The following is a 17,148-nucleotide window of genomic DNA, read 5'->3' as shown; positions in this document are numbered from 1 at the left end:
CGGGATTCAAGCAGGTTGTGACCGCGCGCACACCGGTTTTCTGAAAAGGGTTCACGTTTTCTTCATCGAGGCCGGAGGGCGCGTCCGACCCCGCGGACGCCCCGGCTCGGCGATTCGCGCCGCGCGCCGTAACCTTGCTCCTTGTGGCGGGCCCCGATTACGACTCCGAGATCAAGCAGCTGACTGCGACGATGCACACCATCGAGCAGGTCCTCGACCTGCCCAGGATGGAGCGGGAGATCGCCGACCTCGGGGTCCAGGTCGCCGCCCCCGACCTGTGGGACGACCAGGCCAACGCGACCCGGGTCACCGGCCGCCTCTCCGGGCTGCAGGGCCAGGTCGACCGGTTCCGCGCCCTCCAGCAGCGCATCGACGACCTCGCGATCCTCGCCGAGCTGGCCGCCGACGAGAGCGACGAGGACTCCCTGGCCGAGGCCGAGACCGAGCTCGGGAGGATCAAGCAGGCCGTCGAGGGTCTCGAGGTCCGCACGCTGCTGTCCGGCGAGTACGACGAGCGCGAGGCCATCGTCAGCATCCGCTCCGGCGCCGGCGGCGTCGACGCGGCCGACTTCGCCGAGATGCTGATGCGGATGTACACCCGCTGGGCGGAGCGCAACAAGTACCCCGTCGAGGTCTATGACGTCTCCTACGCGGAGGAGGCGGGCATCAAGTCGGCCGAGTTCGCGATCCACGCGCCGTACGCCTACGGCACCCTCTCCGTCGACGCCGGCACCCACCGCCTGGTGCGGATCAGCCCGTTCGACAACCAGGGCCGGCGCCAGACGTCGTTCGCCGCCGTCGAGGTGGTGCCCCAGCTCGAGCAGACCGACGAGATCGAGGTCGACGAGAACGACATCCGCACCGACGTCTTCCGCTCCGGCGGACCCGGCGGACAGTCGGTCAACACCACCGACTCCGCGGTGCGTCTCACGCACATCCCCACCGGCATCGTGGTGTCGTGCCAGAACGAGAAGTCGCAGCTGCAGAACAAGGCGGCCGCGATGATCGTCCTCAAGGCCAAGCTCCTCGCGAAGAAGAAGGCCGAGGAGGCCGCGCTCAAGAAGGACCTCAAGGGCGACGTCGCCGCCAGCTGGGGCGACCAGATGCGCAACTACGTCCTCAACCCGTACCAGATCGTCAAGGACCTGCGCACCGGCTACGAGACCGGCAACCCGCAGGCGGTGTTCGACGGCGAGATCGACGGCTTCCTCGAGGCCGGCATCCGCTGGCGCCGCGGCGCGGAGAACGCCGACGCGAGCTGACGCGACGGCTCGTCCGGTAGGCGCTTCGCGACAGGTGCGCGGCCGCGCGGTCTTCCGGCCCATCGCGTAACACGCTGTTACAAATTCTGTAACAGCGTGTTACGGTCGTGGTGCGCCCGAGCCCGCGAGGAGATGTCGTTGTGGTCCCGACCGCCGGTAGCTGGCTCGACCGGGGGAAGGCGTCCTCAGCTCGCCCATCGGGTCCTGCCCGCCGTCGAACAGGCGAGGCGGCCGGCATGAGACGACAACGCCACCCTCCACCCGCGAAAAGAGCGAATGATGATGCGAACCCTACGAATACTCGCCGTGGGAGCACTCCTGGCGTCGATCAGCGCCGTGTTCCCCCTGGCGCAACCAGCGTCGGCCGCGTCGTGCGTCGGGACCTACACGATCGTCGTCGGCGGCGCCGGCGACAACAACTCGATGGTCTTCCACGGCAACATCAGCCAGCGGGTCGGCTATCCCGCCGAAACGACCGGTTGGGGTGCTCGGCAGGGCACCAACGAGCTGAACCGCCTGGTTCGCAACCAGCGGAACCTGTGTCCGGGGCAGCACGTGAAGATGTTGGGGTACTCGTTGGGCGCGGCTGTCGTCCACACCTGGGTCACCGAGAACTGGACGACCTTCGGCAACGTCAACGCTGTGCTGATCGCCGACCCCAAGCGCCAGGGCGGCCCGCGCGGCAACGGCGTGTCGGGGGAGTGGTTCACCTACTTCGTGGGCGCACCGCTCTCGGGCGTCGACCGGTTCTTCGGCAACATCCCCGTCGTGTCGATCTGCACCAACGACTACGTCTGCGACACGCAAGCGCCCTCCGGTGTGCCGGGATACATCTGGGGAGGCAACCACGGCGCCTATTCGTTCAACGTCGACGACTACTCGGACAACGGCAACGGGCAGTGGTTCGACGGCGTGTTCATGCCCTGGTAAAGCCAGCAAGGCGCCGGTCGCCGGGTCGGCGGCCGGCGTCGGCGCGCTGGACGCTCCTCGACATGTCGTGGTCAGCGGGCCGTCGCGGGCGACGACCGGGGGCTGAACCGTCCCCAGCCGAGGTCGTTGCGCGCCTTGATCCGCACCGCCCAGCGTCCCTTGCGCGGCACGACCAGCTCGGTGCCCACCAGCGTGCCGGGCAGCACGGCGGACTTCCGGCGGGCGAGCACCCGGCCACGGGCGTCGACGCGGAAGGCCTTGATGACGTAGCCCGTGATGGCGCCACCGCCGGTGGCCGGCGGGGTCCAGGCGACGCCGATGCTCGCCCGGCCGCCGCGGGTGCCCTTGCGGGCGGCTGGGGCGTGCGGGGTCCCCGGGCGTGAGGTCGGCGAGCCGGCCGACCCGGCGCCGGGACCCGAGGGTCCGGACGGGTCGAGCGCGACCTCGGCGGGCGGCGGCACCGGTACGCCGGTGCCGCCCGCGCAGCCCGCCATGAGGAGCTGGTAGGTCCCGACGCTGCCGTAGCCGTCGTACCCCCCGCTGCCCCAGCCGCTGCTCCCGTCCGGTCCGGAGCCGCCGCCGGAGACGGCCAGGTAGTAGGGACCGCCGGCGAGCGGGACCGTCAACGAGGCGCCCATCCCGCTGAGCATGCCTGTGGACGTGCGGCTCGTGGCCGGCGCCTGGGACGCCATCAGGTCGCCGGCGGCGTCACGCAGCTCGAGGACGACGTCGAGGTTCGGGCCGACGGTCGCCGACGTGGCGGCGGTGGTGAGCGTGCCCTCGCAGTCGGTCAGGGCGTACCAGTCGCTGTCGGCGGGGCTCGAGATCACGCCCCGGTTGTCGGGAAGCGTCGCCAGCGCGGCGGCACTCGCGGGGGTGCTGCCCGCCTCGTCGGTGCGGGGCGGCAGACCGTGCGCGCGCAGCACCGCGAGATCGTCCTGGCGGTTGTTGGCGCCCGCGTAGTCGCCCTTCGACCACTGGGTGATCGCCGAGGAGTACGGGCTGCCCATCAACGGTCCCCACAGCGAGGTGCCGGAGTAGTACCCGCTGCTGCCGGCGCCGTCGTGGGAGAGGCCGAGGGTGTGCCCGGCCTCGTGCGAGGCGGCCTCGGCCATGTTCTTCGCCCGGTGGCCCAGCGAGCCTGGGAACACCCAGGCGGGACTGCGGGTCTCGCCGGCGGTGACCGCGTCGAACGTGCCGATCCAGGCGATTCCTCCGCACCCGCCGCTGCAGAGCTGCGCCTGGACCGCGCTGTCGTTGGTGAAGGCCACCCGGGCGCCGTACGTCGGGTCGCCGACCGAGCCGCGCCACAGGGCGCCCAGCGGCGGCTCCTGGGTGGTGACGTCGACGTCCCACGGGGAGAAGTCCTCGGCGACGCGGGCCCAGACCTCCCGGATGACGGCCTGCTCGCCGTCGGAGAAGAACGGCGAGCCGTCCAGCGACCAGCCGCCGAAGAGCAGGTTGGTGAGGCCCTGCAGGAGCCAGGAGTTGGAGCCGAGCAGCCCGCCGCCGTCGAAGTCGAGGTAGATCGTGCGGGCGGCGCCGGGACGGCTGTGCAACGCGAAGGCGTCGGTCGGGGCGGCGTCCGCGAGCGCCCCCGCGAGGTCGGCGGCGGTGTCCGGGTCGGCGGCCGAGGCCGCGGCCTCGGCGGCGGGCGGGTGCCAGTCGTCGACCGCGAACAGGGTGCCGTCGGCGGCCACGCCGACGGACGGGTCCTCGGCGAGCAGCCGTTGCTCCGCCGCAGTCAGGCCGGGGATGCCCGGGGCGGGTTCCGCGGCGGCCGCCGGCAGGGTGAGCGCCCCGACCGCGAGGGCCAGTCCGGCGAGGCCGGTCCCCGCGCGCAGGAGGTGCTGCATGGACACCCGATCGGCCGCGCCGCCGCGGCCCTGAGCGAGGGCCGGTCAGATCGGGACCTTGGTCCCGGGCGACCGGACCGATCAGGTGAGAGGGACCGAAGCCGCCTGCGCGACCGCCACACACCAGCGCCCGGCCCGGTCGACGACGTCATCCTGCGGCACGTCGGCCGGGAGGGTCAGGCTGCACGCGAGCCAGGCGTCGCCGAACAGTCCCCGGAAGGAGACGGTCTGCACACCGTCGCCGGGGCACAGGGTCCCGGCGGAGGGGGCGCCGTACGCCGGGGCGGCGGGTAGCGCCGTGCACGTCTTGGCCACGGGCGTCTCGACCATCCGCTGCGCCGCCTCCGGGGTGACCGGAGGAGCGAACACCCAGCCCCGCGCCTCGGCCGTCGCCGCGGTGTCGGCGGGGGAGAAGCGGCAGCCGTACTCATGGGCGACGTCGCCCCCTGGGAAGGCGTCGGACCTCTCGCCGTTGCCGTAGGGCGCCAGCGTCGCCTCCTGGCCCAGCGCCTCCGTGACCGCCGGCTCCGGCACCAGGTCGCAGAACGGCACCCGCTGCACGACCGCCTTCGCGGTGTCGAAGTCGGCCAGGGGGGTGCCCTGGTAGGCGGCGGGATCGCGCGACAGGGTCTCGTCACCGGACCGGGCCACGCCGACGGCGACGGGAACGAGCGTGAGCAGCGCTGAGAGGAGCAGCGCACGCAGGACCGTCGGCACGGTCGTCACCCTACCGACGCCGTGTCTGGAGCCGGTGACCTGAGCCACCGCGACCCACCGGGGACGGGTCCGTCGGTCGTCTTCGGCCGTCGCGTACCGTCAGGTCAGTGATTCGCTTCGAGAAGGTCACCAAGCGCTACCCCGGCCCCGGCCGGCCGGCGCTCGACCAGGTCACCCTCGACATCGACAAGGGCGAGTTCGTCTATCTCGTCGGCACGTCGGGCTCCGGCAAGTCGACCGCCCTGCGCCTGGTCCTGCGCGAGCTGCGCCCGACCACCGGCCACGTCCACGTCGCCGGCAAGGAGATCAACCGGATGGCGGGGTGGAAGGTGCCGCGGCTGCGGCGCCAGATCGGCACCGTCTTCCAGGACTTCCGGCTGCTGCCCAACAAGACGGTCACGGAGAACGTCGCCTTCGCCCAGCAGGTGATCGGCAAGTCCCGCCGCGAGATCGGCAAGGTCGTCCCCGAGACCCTCGAGCTGGTCGGCCTCAAGGACAAGGGCGACCGGATGCCCGACGAGCTGTCGGGTGGTGAGCAGCAGCGTGTCGCGATCGCCCGCGCGTTCGTCAACCGACCGATGATCCTCATCGCCGACGAGCCGACCGGCAACCTCGACCCGGCCACGTCCGCCGGCATCATGAACCTCCTCGGTGACATCAACCAGACCGGGACGACGGTCGTGATGGCCACCCACGACCACGGCATCGTCGACCAGTTCACCAAGCGGGTGATCGAGCTCGACCACGGCAAGGTCGTGCGCGACGAGGCGTCGGGCAGCTACGGCTTCCAGCACTGACCCGGACCCGACCAGAGAGCCCTCCCATGCAGCTGCGCTATGTCTTCACCGAGCTCCGCACCGGCCTGCGTCGCAACCTGTCGATGCACCTCGCGGTGATCGTCACCCTCTTTGTGTCCCTGTCCCTGGCCGGCATCGGCATCCTCGTCCAGCGCGAGGCCACCGTCGCCCGCGACAGCCTGGGCGACGAGCTGAAGATCCTCGTCAACCTGTGCACCGACGAGGACCCCTCCCACAGCCCCAACTGCGCCAGCGGCGAGGTCACCGCCGACCAGCAGCAGCGGATCGAGAAGGAGATCGCCGACAGCGACGAGGTCGCCTCCTCCTCCTTCCAGTCCAAGGAGGAGGGCTACGAGCGGGCGTACGAGCAGGCCAAGCGCAACAACACGCAGGCCGCCTTCGAGGGGCCCGACCCGGTCGTCACCGTCGAGCGGTGGCCGGCGGCGTACTGGGTCACGCTCAAGACGCCCGAGCGCGCCGACGGCATCATCAGCGCGCTCGAGGGTCTCGACGGCGTGTCGGTGATCAAGGACCAGCGCAAGGCGCTCGGGCAGATCTTCGGCATCATGACGGTGCTCAAGTACGGCTCGTGGATCGGTGCCGGCTTCCTGCTGTTCGCGGCCCTGCTGCAGGTCACCAACACGATCCGGTTGGCGGCGCTCGCCCGGCGGCGCGAGATCGCGATCATGCGGCTGGTCGGAGCGTCCACGCTCTACATCGCGCTGCCCTTCCTCCTGGAGGCCCTCGTCGCGGCCATCGTCGGCGTCGCGCTGGCCGCCGGGCTGCTCGCGGCGTTCCAGTACTGGGGCGTGGAGAAGGCGCTCTCCGACCACGTCCAGTTCCTGCCCTGGGTCGACTGGGGGGACTACACGCAGGCGCTGATCGGCCTCTTCCCGCCCGGCATCGTGATCCTCGGCCCGGCGCTGACCCTGATCCCGACACTCCTGCTGACCCGCAAATACGTCAAAGTCTGATCGTCGGCGGCTACGGTCGAGGGGTTCGGCGAGCGAGCGTCAGCGAGCGAGTCGGGCAACACTTCCCCGAACACCGATTGGTCTTACTGTGCGCTCCTTCCCCAGCGCCCCGTGGCTGCGCCGTGCCCTGCCCGACCTGCGCGATCGCCTGCCCGTGTGGGCCCACCCCCAATGGCTGGTGACCGCGGTCGCCGTCGTCATCGCCGTCGCCGGCCTGGCCGTCCCGTTGGCCCACGCCGACGACGGTGACGACCTCAAGGACAAGCAGAACGCGGTCAAGGGCGAGATCGCCAGCGTCAAGGGCAGCATCCACGAGGCCAGCCAGCAGGTGGCCAAGATCGCCAAGCGGCTGGAGAAGGCCCAGGCCCGGCTCGGTGACGCGCGCTCCCGGCTCGCGTCGGTGCGCGCCGACCTCGCCACCGCGCAGGCCGCGGCGGCGACGCTCGCGACGCAGCTCACCGAGGCGCAGGGCCGTCTGATCGAGGCGAAGGCGGCACTGACCCAGGCCCGGGCCGACGTCGCGGTCCAGCGCATCGCCAGCCGTGACACGCTCATCGCCATCGCGCAGCAGGGGGACGCGCGCCTGGCCCTCCTGGCGGCGTACGCCGACGCCGGCACCATCGAGGACGTGCTGATGGGGGAGACGGCCAACGAGCTGGTCGTCGGCCGCCAGAACGACGCCCTGGTCCAGCTCAAGGCCGCCGAGGACGCGCTGGCGCAGCAGCGCACCGAGGTCCGCACCGCGCGTGACCAGGTCGCCGACGCCAAGCAGGCCGCCGACGACAACGTCGCCACGATCAGCGGGCTGGTCGACGAGGCCGCGGCCACCGAGTCCGAGGTCGAGGGCCTGGTCGTCCAGACCGAGGGGGCGCGCGTGGAGGTCGAGGCCGCCCGCGAGGCCGACCGCGCGGCGCTGCGCCGTCTGGAGAAGCGCGAGGCGAAGATCCGGCAGAAGATCATCGAGCTGGCCAAGCAGCAGGGCGGCAGCTACGACGGCGAGACGGCCGGCCTCCTCGCCCGCCCCGGCCCCGGGCCGGTCACCTCGCCGTTCGGCTACCGGATCCACCCGATCTACGGCTACTGGGGCCTGCACAACGGCACCGACTTCGGCACCGGCTGCGGCGCGGCGCTGCGGGCCGGCGAGTCCGGCACCGTGATCGACACGTACTACGACGAGATCTACGGCAACCGGCTCTACCTCGCGATCGGCAAGGTCAACGGCGCCGACATCGTCCTGGTCTACAACCACCTGACCAGGTACGCGGTGAGCAAGGGCGCGACGGTCACCCGCGGTCAGGTCGTCGGCTACTCCGGCTCCACCGGCTGGTCCACCGGCTGCCACCTGCACTTCATCGTGCTGCGCAACGGCGACCCCGTCGACCCCATGCAGTACCTCTGAGCGACCTCTGGGCAACCTCTGGGCGACCTCTGGGCGCACCTCCGCGGAAACGCGTTGCGCGCTCCTGAGAGAATCAGGGCATGGCCAAGTCGTCGGGGAAGTCGGGTGCGCAGGGGGAGGACGCGAGCGGGCGCAAGGTCGTCGCGTCCAACAAGAAGGCGCGCCACGACTACCACATCGAGGACACCTTCGAGGCCGGCCTGGTGCTCCAGGGCACCGAGGTGAAGTCCCTGCGGCTGGGCCGGGCCAGCCTGGTCGACGGCTTCGTCGACATCGAGCGCGGTGAGGCCTGGCTGCACGGCGTGCACATCCCGGAGTACGCCCAGGGCACCTGGACCAACCACGCCGCGCGCCGCAAGCGCAAGCTGCTCCTCAACCGGGCCGAGATCGACAAGATCGAGCGCAAGGTCAGCGAGAAGGGGCACACCGTGATCCCCCTCTCGCTCTACTTCGTCAAGGGCCGCGCCAAGATCGAGATCGGGCTCGCCAAGGGCAAGAAGTCGTGGGACAAGCGCCAGGCCATCGCCGAGCGCACTGCCGACCGCGAGAAGCAGGAGGCCATCGGTCGCCGGCTCAAGGGCATGCGTGACTGACGACGCTCCCGAGGTGCGGGCGGTCTGGGAGCAGCTCGGCCTGCCCGGGCTCATCGACCTGCACACCCACTTCCTGCCGCCGAACATCGAGCGCGCGGTGTGGGCGGTCTTCGACGCCGCGGGCCCGAAGATCGGACGGCCCTGGCCGATCCGCTACCGCGGCTCGATGGCGGAGCGGATCGCCCAGCTGCGCTCCTTCGGCGTGCGCCGCTTCCCGACCCACCCCTACGCCCACAAGCCGGGGGTGGCCACCTACCTCAACGACTGGTCCCGGGAGTTCGCCACGACGGAGCCCGAGATCGTGTGGTCGGCCACCTTCTATCCCGAGCCCGAGGCCGCGCGGTACGTCGCCGCGCTGGTCGAGGACGGCGTCCGGATCTTCAAGATCCATCTCCAGGTGGGCGAGTTCGTCGCCGACGACCCGATCCTCGACCCGGTCTGGGGAGTCCTCGAGGACGCCGGGACTCCCGTGACGGTGCACGCCGGATCGGGGCCGGTCGGCAACGAGTTCACCGGACCGGACTCCGTGGCACGCCTGCTGCGCCGGCACCCGCGCCTGCGGCTGCTCGTCGCGCACATGGGGGCACCGGAGTACGAGGACTTCCTGGTGCTCGCCGAGCGCTACGAGAACGTCCACCTCGACACCACGATGGTCTTCACCGACTTCTTCGACCAGGACGCCGCCTACCCGGCCCGCCTGCTGCCGCGGTTGGCGGACCTGCGGCCCAAGGTGCTGCTCGGCTCGGACTTCCCCACGATCCCGTACTCCTACGCCAAGCAGCTCGAGGGCCTGGCTCGCCTGGAGCTCGGCGACGACTGGCTGCGGGACGTGTGCTGGCACAACGCCGTCCGGCTGCTCGGCGAGGATGCCGCCACCCGCTGACCCCGGCCCCTTCCCCTACGGCCTGTGCAGTGCTGGACTGAGGGCCGAGCTCACCCGAGCTCACGCAAGGGGGGAAAGAACTATGCGTGCTCGTCTCCTGACCCTGGTCGTCGCCGCTCTGGCCGGCCTCGGACTCGTCCTACCGGCCGCGCCGGTGGCCGCCAGCACCGGCGGCACCGTCGACGGCGAGACCCATCCGAATGTCGGCCTGATCGCGTTCTACGACGCCGAGGGCCGGTTCCGCTGCTCGGCGACACTGATCAGCCCGACCGTCCTGGTCACCGCTGCCCACTGCACCTCCGGGACCCTGGGCAAGACCCTGGTGACCTTCGACAGCGTGGTCGCCGAGGCGCCACCGTCCCCGCTGCCGGAGGCCGCGGACCCGGCGGCCGGCTACACCGCCGCCGAGCTCGCCGCGGCGGGCTACCTGTCCGGCACGGCCCACACCCATCCCGCCTACAGCGACTTCACGGACCTGCGGAACTGGAACGATGTCGGGGTCGTGGTGCTCGACGCGCCGGTCACCGGCATCGCGCCCGCCCCGGTCGCCGACGTGGGCACCGCCGACGCGGTCGAGCAGCCCCGCAAGACGCTGTTCCGTGCCGTCGGCTACGGCACCGAGGTGCGCCAGGCCGAGACGGGGCCGCAGAAGCCGACCCCGATGAGCTACCCGATCATCCGGCGCTACGTCGACATGCCCGGCCAGAAGATCACGCCGCAGATCATCCAGACCAATGGCAACGAGAACGACCCGTTCGGGACCGGCGGCACCTGCTTCGGCGACTCCGGTGGCTCGTTGTGGCTCGGCGGCGTCGTGGTCGGGGTGACGTCGTACGGCTACACGGCGAACTGCCGCTACCTCGACGGCTACCAGCGCATCGACATCCCCGTGGTCGCGGACTGGCTGGCCGGCTTCCTGGGCTGACGGGCCGGCCGGACATGACGAGACCGACGTGGTCCGCGCGATGCGCGGGCCACGTCGGTCTCCTCACGAGAGTGGAGCTGCGGGGAATCGAACCCCGGTCCTCGAGCGCCGAGCCAGGTCTTCTCCGGGTGCAGTCCGTGCTGGCGTTTTCTCGGCCCCGATGCTCGCACGAACACGTCATCGACAGGCCCAGCCGGGTTTGAGTCCCGCGTCACCCTCCCGGCGAGAGCGACGCAGCGAGTCTCCTAGATGACGTCTGGATCCGGGACGGAGACGGATGCCCGGTCAGACGCTTCGATCACTGCTCAGGCAGCGAGAGCGAAGGAACTGCGCTTAGAGTCGGCAGTTATTGGTTTCCAGCGATCGTTTACGAGATGACGCTGGCTTCTCGACCCGCTTCCCCTGGAACAAACGTCCCAAGTCGAAACCGATCAGCCCCTCTTGAGTTGTGTCGACGTCAGTCTACCGGTCCCAACGTCACGGGCCTACCGATTAGTCCCGGACGGCCGCGCCGACCGCCTCGGCGACCGGCACGTCGCCGCCGACCAGGTTCCACTGATGGCCGATCGTCTCGGGACGGCCCAGCACCTCGGCCAGCACGGCCGCGACGTCCGCCCGGGTCACGTCGCCGCGCGCCACGTCCGGGCCGAGCGCGACCCGTCCGGTCGCCGGGTCGTCGGTGAGCCGTCCGGGTCGCAGGATCGTCCAGTCCAGGGGACCCGCGCGCAGGGCGGCGTCGGCGTCGCGCTTCGCGGCGACGTACGCCGCCCACACCTCGCCCGCGTCGGGCGCGACCGGGCGGTCGACGTCGATCGCCGAGACCTGGACGAACCGGCGGATGCCGGCGGCGGAGGCGGCCGCGGCCGACTTCAGCGAGCCCTCGAGGTCGACCGTCCGCTTGCGCCCGGAGTTGCCGTCCGGGCCACCGCCCGCGCTGAACACGACGGCGTCGCATCCCTCGAAGACGCCGGTGAAGGCGGGGACGTCGTCGTTCTCGATGTCGAGCAGCCGGACCTCGGCGCCCTGTCTCTCGAGTGCCGGCCGCTGTTCCTCGCGGCGCACCAGCGCCACCGGTCGGTGCCCGGCCGCGACGAGCAAGGGGTGCAGCAGGCGGGCGATCTGTCCGTGACCTCCGACGACGGCGACGCGCATGCGACCACCGTACGCCGAGCGCGTAGCGCGGCTCAGGTCTCGACGAGGCCGAGCCCGATCGCGGTAGCGACGGCCTCGACCCGGGTGGTGACGCCCATCTTGGTGAGGATGTGCTCGACGTGGGTGCCGACGGTGCTGCGGGAGAGGACGAGCTCGGCGCAGACCTGCGGGTTGGTGTGGCCGCGGGCGAGGAGGCCGAGGATCTCCAGCTCGCGCGGCGTCAGCCCGAGCGCGGAGGCGCGCGCGGTGGCGGCGGCGAGGTCGCCGAGTGCGGGGGAGAGGCTGGCCAGGACGGCGCGCGCGTTCGCGGGCACGTACGGCTCGGGGAGGCTGAGGTGGGCGACCCCGACCGGCTGGCCGTCGGTGCCGCGCAGGGCGACGGAGGTGCCCTCGGCGAACCCGCAGGGCCGCAGCACCTCACGGGCGACGGTGTCGTCGGCGAAGCCCGCGACGTCCTCCCAGAAGTACGCCGTCCCGGGCTGTGTCATCAGCCGCCGGACGAGGGGATGGGCGGTGAAGTCGCCGAAGATGAAGTCGACCACCTCGGGCCGGTAGCCGGCCTGCACCAGCGGCCGCATCCGCCCGGTGTGCGCGTCCCGGTAGCCCAGCACCCACGCGCAGAACGGCACCGCCGCGCTCGCCAGCTCCAGAAGCTGACGAGCGCGGCGCGAGGTCGACGGGTAGGCGCCGACCGGCGCGGCTGGGGTCACCGCGCCAGTATCGGTCAGCGACAGCTCGGTGGACAGTGCTGCGCCCACGGCGCACGCTCCTCCACGACCGCGGCGGCGCGGAGCATCAGCGCGTCCTGGTGCAGCCCCGTGGCGAGCTGCAGGCCGACCGGACAGCCGTCCGGGGTGAACCCGGCCGGCACCGACATCGCCGGCGTCGTCAGCAGGTTGAAGGGATAGGTCAGGAACCAGCCGAGCAGCTGCTCGCGCAGCGGCCGCCCGGCGAGGTGGTCCGGCGCGAACTGGCCGTGCGGGAACGCCGGTGTCGCGACGGTCGGCGACACGAGGACGTCGTAGCGCCCGAGGAAGCGGGCGAAGGCGTCCCACATCACGCCACGCGCGGCGTCCGCCCGGCCGACGTCCACGCCGGTCAGCCGCTCGCCCTCGGCGATCAGCTCGATGAGCTCGTCGTCGACCTCGCCGCGCAGCGAGGCCCAGTCGAGCAGGTCGTGCTCGGAGGCGAAGCCCGGAACCCAGATGCCGTTCCACATGGCGGTCTGCGGATCGGCGCCGTTCCAGTCAGGGGTGGCCTCCTCGACGATGGCACCGGCGTCGGCCAGCGCCTGCACCGCCGTCCGGCAGAGCTTCTCGATCTCCGGGTCGACCGCGATGCCGAGGCCGAGGTCGGTCGACCAGGCGACGCGGACGCCGGTCAGGTCGCGGTCGGCGATCGCGGCGGTGAAGTCGACCCGGTCCGGCAGGCTCAGCGGGTCGCGCCGGTCGGGGCCGCTGACGACGTCCAGCATGAGCGCGGCATCGGCGACGGTGCGGGTGATCGGCCCGTGGTAGGCCCACGAGTAGAACCGGCCGGGGAGGATGGTCTGGGGGATCCGCCCGGTCGAGGGCTTCACGCCGACGACGCCGCACAGCGACGCCGGGATCCGCACCGACCCGCCGCCGTCGCTGGCCTCGGCGAGCGGTCCCAGGCCGGCGGCGACTGCTGCCCCGGCGCCGCCCGACGAGCCGCCCGCGGTGTGACCGGGACGCCACGGGTTGTGGGTCGCGCCGAACAGGTGGTTGTCGGTCGCTCCCTTGTAGCCGGACTCCGGCGTGTTGGTCTTCCCGAGGAACAGCCCGCCGGCGGCCTTGAGGCGCTCGACGATCACGGCGTCGTGGTCGGCGACGTTGTCGCGCAGCGGCTTCATCCCGAACGTCAGCGGGACGTCGGCGACCGCGGTGAGGTCCTTGATCGTGAACGGCACGCCGTGCAGTGGCCCGGTCGCGGTGCCCGCGTCCTGGGCCGCGTCGAGCGCCGCCGCGTCCCGGCGTACCTGCGCGGGGTCGAACCACACCAGTGCGTTGACCGCGGGGTTGATCCGCTCGACGCGCTCGATCATGGCCTCCGCGACGTCGGCGACGCGCAGTCGCCGCGTCCGGACCGCCGCGGCGATCTCGGTGGCGCTCATCCAGCCGATCTCGTCGGTGGGGGTGGGGGTGGGGTCGGTCATCTCTGGCTCCTCTGCTCGGGGTTCCGCGCACCGTAGGGCGGTCGGAGGAGCGAGCGGATCGGGCAGATGACCGACTTTCGCTACGGGCGCACGGTCAGCGTCTGCGCGATCGTGCCGAGCGGGCCGTTCTCGTCGTGCATCTTCGAGCTGGTCACGCCGATGCCGCCGGCGCCGTACGACTGGGTCGTGTCGAGTCCGAGCCAGCCCTCGGCGGGCGCGTGCAGGAAGTGGGCGGTCAGGTCGAGGTTCGGGAAGGAGACCTCGGTGGGGTCGGAGCGGACGGCGATGCCGTTGGTGACGTCGACCAGGCCGGCGACGGCGGCGAGGCGGCTGACCGGCTCGTCGGCGACGAGCGCGTGCGGGGTGCGGACCCAGACCATCGACCGTCCCGGGCCCAGGTCCTTGCGGCGGACCTCGATGGAGGCGATGAACCCGCCGGGCCACAGCCCCGCCATGTCCCAGGGCTCCATCTCGGCCGCGGGCGGGATCGACGGCAGGTCGGTGCCCGCGAGGGGAGCGGTGTCGTAGGGCTCGGCGAGCCATGCCCGCAGCAGGACGACCGCCCGGCCGGCGTACGACGCCGTCGCCTGCACCAGCTCGATGGTGCGGCCCGGGCGGAGCACCTCGATCGTGACGTCGATCGGCTCGATCGGCACCGTGCCGAGGATGTCGTAGGACAGCCGGCTCACCACGAGCCCGTCGGAGCGCCGTGCGTCGCGGTGGCGCTCGACCTCGTGGGCGAGGACGCCGAGGGCGGGCGCGATGTGCTGGGTCGCGCGGTCCCAGGCGCCCCCCACGTGCTCGGTGGGGGTGAAGGTGTGCGGTGCGGTCCGCTGCCAGTACGCCACCGCGCCATTCTCCCGGTCGCGCGTCCTGGCGCCCTACCCCCGAAGGGAGGGAGGGGCTGTGGTCATGGCCACATCGCTCGCCGTCGTCCTGCTGGTGGGCGGGATCCTCCTGCTCGCCGACTGACGTTCATCCGGACCTCCCTGCTGGGCCACCTGCGGCTGGTCGGCTGGCGGTCATGACCTCTCGGAAGAACCGCGCGCCGCGTCGCGCCCTGCTGACCCTCACGTCCACCGCCGTCGTCCTCGGGATGGCCGCCGTCCCCGCGCAGGCGACCCCGGACGACGCCCGTGGATCCGACCACGTCCGCCACCGCGCCGGCGAGCCGATCGTGATCGCCCACCGCGGTGCCTCCGGCTACCGGCCCGAGCACACCCTCGCCGCCTACCGCCTCGCCATCCGCCAGGGCGCGGACTACGTCGAGCCCGACCTCGTCTCGACCAAGGACGGGGTGCTCGTCGCGCGTCACGAGAACGAGATCGGCGGGACGACGGACGTCGCCGCGCATCCTGAGTTCGCCGAGCGGCGGACGACCAAGACGATCGACGGCGTCGCCGTCACCGGCTGGTTCACCGAGGACTTCACCCTCGCCGAGCTCAAGACGCTGCGCGCCCAGGAGCGGCTGCCGCAGGTCCGCCCCGGCAACACCCGCTACGACGGCCAGTTCGAGGTGCCGACCCTCGAGGAGGTCATCCGGTTGGTCAAGCGTGAGTCCGGCCGCAGCGGGCGCACCATCGGCATCGCACCGGAGACCAAGCACCCGACCTACTTCGACTCGATCGGGCTCTCGCTCGAGGAGCCGCTCGTGGGCACGCTGCGCCGCACCGGCCTCGACCGCCCCAACGCGAAGGTCGTCGTGCAGTCCTTCGAGACCGCCAACCTGCGTGAGCTCGACGGACTGACCCGCGTGCCCCTGGCCCAGCTCGTCGACGGTGCGGGCGCGCCCTACGACCTGGTGGCGGCGGGCAGTACGACGACCTACGCGGACCTGCTGACGCCCGCGGGACTCGCGGACATCGCGAGCTACGCCGAGTGGGTGGCGCCGGCCAAGAACCGGATCCTGCCGCGCGACGCCGGCGGCGCGATCGGCGCTCCCAGCAGCGTGGTCGCCGACGCGCACGCCGCGGGCCTCCAGGTCGTCACGTGGACACTGCGGGTGGAGAACCAGTTCCTCCCCGCCAACCACCGCCTCGGAACGGACCCGAACGCGCCCGGCGACCTCGCCGGCGAGATCGAGGCCTTCCTCGAGGCGGGGGTCGACGCGCTCTTCTCCGACAACCCCGACATCGCCGTCGACGCCCGGGACGCCTGGGCCGAGGAGCAGGGCGCGGCCTGAGCGTCGTACCCCTGGCTCGGCGCCGCTAGATTCGGCGCCATGGCGGACTGCGTCTTCTGCACCATCGTGGCCGGCGATGCCGAGGCCGACGTCGTCCTCGACGAGCCCGAGCTGCTCGCGTTCCTCGACCGGCGCCCGGTGTTCAAGGGCCACGTCCTGCTCGTCCCGCGCACCCACGTCGTCACGCTGCCCGACCTGCCGGCCGGGCAGCGCGACGGCTTCCTGGCCGCTGCCCAGCGGCTCGCCACGGCCGTCGTCGAGGGACTCGGCGCCCAGGGCAGCTTCGTCGCGATGAACAACGTGGTCAGCCAGTCGGTGCCGCACCTGCACCTGCACGTCGTCCCCCGCACCAAGGGCGACGGGCTGCGCGGCTTCTTCTGGCCCCGGACGAAGTACGCCGCGGGGGAGGCCGGCGACTATGCCGCGCGCCTGCGCGCCGCGCTGGGGTCGTAGGCTGCGACCCGATCGGACTGGACTCGAGCTGGAAGAGCTGAGGTAAGCACCATGGGTCGTTTCGACGGGCGCGTCGCCGTCATCACCGGAGCCGCACGAGGGATCGGGTTCGGCACCGCATCCCGCTACGCCGAGGAGGGCGCGTCGGTCGCGATCGTCGACCTCGACGAGGCCGCCGCCGCGGAGGCGGCCGCCAAGCTGCCGCTGGTCGAGAACGCGTCGGCCGTGGGCATCGGCGCCAACGTCTCCGACGGCGCGTCGGTCGACGCCGCGGTCGAGCGGGTGGTGGCCGAGCTGGGCGGCATCCACGTCCTGGTCAACAACGCGGGCATCACCCGCGACAACCTGCTGTTCAAGATGACCGAGGACGACTGGGACCTGGTCATGGGCGTGCACCTCAAGGGCGCGTTCTTGATGACCAAGGCCGCGCAGCGGCACTTCGTGGAGCAGAAGTACGGCAAGGTCGTGAACATCTCCTCGATCTCGGCGCTGGGCAACCGGGGTCAGGCGAACTACTCGGCGGCCAAGATGGGCATCCAGGGGTTCACCCGGACCCTCGGTATCGAGCTGGGCCCGTTCGGCATCAACGTCAACGCGGTGGCGCCAGGCTTCATCGCGACCGAGATGACCGACGCGACCGCGGCGCGGCTGAAGATGGACGTCGAGGAGTTCCGTCGTCTCAGCGCGGAGGCCAACCCGGTCAAGCGGGTCGGCTTCCCTGCCGACATCGCCGCGGCGGTGACCTTCCTGTCCAGCGACGAGGCGTCGTACATCACCGGCCAGACCCTCTACGTCGACGGCGGCGTCTCGCTCGGCACCTGAGCCGGAGTCGGGGGGGGGGGGGGGGGG

Annotated in this window: 17 protein-coding genes and 1 other RNA gene; 11 read left to right on the top strand and 7 right to left on the bottom strand. The window is 71.8% G+C overall.

Going from position 1 to position 17,148, the window contains the following annotated elements:
* Positions 1–143 precede the first annotated feature (143 nt).
* Together prfB and KVF89_RS06600 are read left to right on the top strand one after the other, a co-directional pair.
* On the top strand, positions 144–1,262 hold the full coding sequence (gene prfB, locus KVF89_RS06605; protein ID WP_257424429.1) for a peptide chain release factor 2: 1,119 nt from the start codon (positions 144–146) through the stop codon (positions 1,260–1,262).
* Between the two features lie 306 nt (positions 1,263–1,568).
* Positions 1,569–2,192, top strand: a complete 624-nt coding sequence (locus KVF89_RS06600; protein WP_257424428.1) for a cutinase family protein — start codon at positions 1,569–1,571, stop codon at positions 2,190–2,192.
* Positions 2,193–2,263: 71 nt separating this feature from the next.
* On the opposite strand, the gene KVF89_RS06595 is transcribed toward KVF89_RS06600, so the two are convergent.
* A complete protein-coding gene (locus KVF89_RS06595; protein WP_257424427.1) occupies positions 2,264–4,048 on the bottom strand; it encodes a zinc-dependent metalloprotease family protein in 1,785 nt (594 codons plus the stop codon).
* A gap of 81 nt (positions 4,049–4,129) precedes the next feature.
* Positions 4,130–4,765 (bottom strand): hypothetical protein, encoded by a 636-nt coding sequence (locus KVF89_RS06590; protein WP_257424426.1) that lies wholly within the window; start codon positions 4,763–4,765, stop codon positions 4,130–4,132.
* 107 nt (positions 4,766–4,872) lie between these two features.
* Here KVF89_RS06590 and ftsE point away from each other — a divergent pair, with 107 nt between their 5' ends.
* From ftsE to KVF89_RS06560, 6 genes are all read left to right on the top strand, one after another.
* Positions 4,873–5,562 carry a cell division ATP-binding protein FtsE gene (ftsE, locus tag KVF89_RS06585; protein ID WP_257424425.1) on the top strand — a complete coding sequence of 230 codons (690 nt, stop codon included), beginning with the start codon at positions 4,873–4,875 and terminating at the stop codon, positions 5,560–5,562.
* Positions 5,563–5,588: 26 nt separating this feature from the next.
* Positions 5,589–6,536 carry a permease-like cell division protein FtsX gene (ftsX, locus tag KVF89_RS06580; protein WP_257424424.1) on the top strand — a complete coding sequence of 316 codons (948 nt, stop codon included), beginning with the start codon at positions 5,589–5,591 and terminating at the stop codon, positions 6,534–6,536.
* A gap of 88 nt (positions 6,537–6,624) precedes the next feature.
* Positions 6,625–7,935, top strand: coding sequence for a peptidoglycan DD-metalloendopeptidase family protein (locus KVF89_RS30380; protein WP_257424423.1), 1,311 nt, complete (start codon positions 6,625–6,627; stop codon positions 7,933–7,935).
* An 80-nt stretch (positions 7,936–8,015) separates the two neighbouring features.
* Positions 8,016–8,528: an SsrA-binding protein SmpB gene (gene smpB, locus KVF89_RS06570; protein WP_257424422.1), complete on the top strand. Its 513-nt coding sequence runs from the start codon at positions 8,016–8,018 to the stop codon at positions 8,526–8,528.
* Positions 8,521–9,411 carry an amidohydrolase family protein gene (locus KVF89_RS06565; RefSeq protein ID WP_257424421.1) on the top strand — a complete coding sequence of 297 codons (891 nt, stop codon included), beginning with the start codon at positions 8,521–8,523 and terminating at the stop codon, positions 9,409–9,411. The genes smpB and KVF89_RS06565 overlap by 8 nt, the downstream gene beginning before the upstream one ends.
* An 82-nt stretch (positions 9,412–9,493) precedes the next feature.
* Positions 9,494–10,336, top strand: coding sequence for a S1 family peptidase (locus KVF89_RS06560; RefSeq protein ID WP_257424420.1), 843 nt, complete (start codon positions 9,494–9,496; stop codon positions 10,334–10,336).
* 69 nt (positions 10,337–10,405) lie between these two features.
* Here KVF89_RS06560 and ssrA read toward each other — a convergent pair.
* From ssrA to KVF89_RS06535, 5 genes are all read right to left on the bottom strand, one after another.
* Positions 10,406–10,775, bottom strand: a transfer-messenger RNA (tmRNA) gene (ssrA, locus tag KVF89_RS06555).
* A gap of 53 nt (positions 10,776–10,828) precedes the next feature.
* Positions 10,829–11,488, bottom strand: a complete 660-nt coding sequence (locus KVF89_RS06550; protein WP_257424419.1) for an SDR family oxidoreductase — start codon at positions 11,486–11,488, stop codon at positions 10,829–10,831.
* A 32-nt stretch (positions 11,489–11,520) separates the two neighbouring features.
* A complete protein-coding gene (locus KVF89_RS30375; protein ID WP_257424418.1) occupies positions 11,521–12,246 on the bottom strand; it encodes a helix-turn-helix transcriptional regulator in 726 nt (241 codons plus the stop codon).
* The gene (locus KVF89_RS06540) at positions 12,213–13,664 is read right to left on the bottom strand and encodes an amidase (protein ID WP_257424417.1); all 1,452 of its coding nucleotides are present in this window, start codon (positions 13,662–13,664) and stop codon (positions 12,213–12,215) included. Before KVF89_RS06540 ends, KVF89_RS30375 begins: the two co-directional genes overlap by 34 nt.
* Before the next feature lie 80 nt (positions 13,665–13,744).
* A complete protein-coding gene (locus tag KVF89_RS06535) occupies positions 13,745–14,512 on the bottom strand; it encodes a thioesterase family protein (protein ID WP_257424416.1) in 768 nt (255 codons plus the stop codon).
* A 176-nt stretch (positions 14,513–14,688) separates the two neighbouring features.
* Between KVF89_RS06535 and KVF89_RS06530 the strand changes: the two genes are divergently transcribed.
* The 3 genes from KVF89_RS06530 to KVF89_RS06520 are packed head-to-tail and all read left to right on the top strand — an operon-like array spanning position 14,689 to position 17,121.
* Positions 14,689–15,846 carry a glycerophosphodiester phosphodiesterase gene (locus KVF89_RS06530; RefSeq protein WP_257424415.1) on the top strand — a complete coding sequence of 386 codons (1,158 nt, stop codon included), beginning with the start codon at positions 14,689–14,691 and terminating at the stop codon, positions 15,844–15,846.
* Between the two features lie 39 nt (positions 15,847–15,885).
* Positions 15,886–16,299, top strand: coding sequence for an HIT family protein (locus KVF89_RS06525; RefSeq protein ID WP_257424414.1), 414 nt, complete (start codon positions 15,886–15,888; stop codon positions 16,297–16,299).
* A 51-nt stretch (positions 16,300–16,350) separates the two neighbouring features.
* On the top strand, positions 16,351–17,121 hold the full coding sequence (locus KVF89_RS06520) for an SDR family NAD(P)-dependent oxidoreductase (protein ID WP_257424413.1): 771 nt from the start codon (positions 16,351–16,353) through the stop codon (positions 17,119–17,121).
* Positions 17,122–17,148 lie beyond the last annotated feature (27 nt).

The organism is Nocardioides carbamazepini, from assembly GCF_024614185.1.
Lineage (GTDB): Bacteria > Actinomycetota > Actinomycetes > Propionibacteriales > Nocardioidaceae > Nocardioides > Nocardioides carbamazepini.
The sequence above is the reverse complement of the archived record's forward strand: the minus strand, read 5'-3'. Positions and strand labels throughout refer to the sequence as shown.

What these genes read in the sequence shown, in the direction of transcription:
- KVF89_RS06595 (WP_257424427.1), bottom strand. Translation starts at nt 4,048, where the DNA reads ATGCAGCACCTCCTGCGCGCGGGGACCGGCCTCGCCGGACTGGCCCTC.
- ftsX (WP_257424424.1), top strand. Translation starts at nt 5,589, where the DNA reads ATGCAGCTGCGCTATGTCTTCACCGAGCTCCGCACCGGCCTGCGTCGC.
- smpB (WP_257424422.1), top strand. Translation starts at nt 8,016, where the DNA reads ATGGCCAAGTCGTCGGGGAAGTCGGGTGCGCAGGGGGAGGACGCGAGC.
- KVF89_RS06560 (WP_257424420.1), top strand. Translation starts at nt 9,494, where the DNA reads ATGCGTGCTCGTCTCCTGACCCTGGTCGTCGCCGCTCTGGCCGGCCTC.
- KVF89_RS06550 (WP_257424419.1), bottom strand. Translation starts at nt 11,488, where the DNA reads ATGCGCGTCGCCGTCGTCGGAGGTCACGGACAGATCGCCCGCCTGCTG.
- KVF89_RS06540 (WP_257424417.1), bottom strand. Translation starts at nt 13,664, where the DNA reads ATGACCGACCCCACCCCCACCCCCACCGACGAGATCGGCTGGATGAGC.
- KVF89_RS06530 (WP_257424415.1), top strand. Translation starts at nt 14,689, where the DNA reads ATGACCTCTCGGAAGAACCGCGCGCCGCGTCGCGCCCTGCTGACCCTC.
- KVF89_RS06525 (WP_257424414.1), top strand. Translation starts at nt 15,886, where the DNA reads ATGGCGGACTGCGTCTTCTGCACCATCGTGGCCGGCGATGCCGAGGCC.
- KVF89_RS06520 (WP_257424413.1), top strand. Translation starts at nt 16,351, where the DNA reads ATGGGTCGTTTCGACGGGCGCGTCGCCGTCATCACCGGAGCCGCACGA.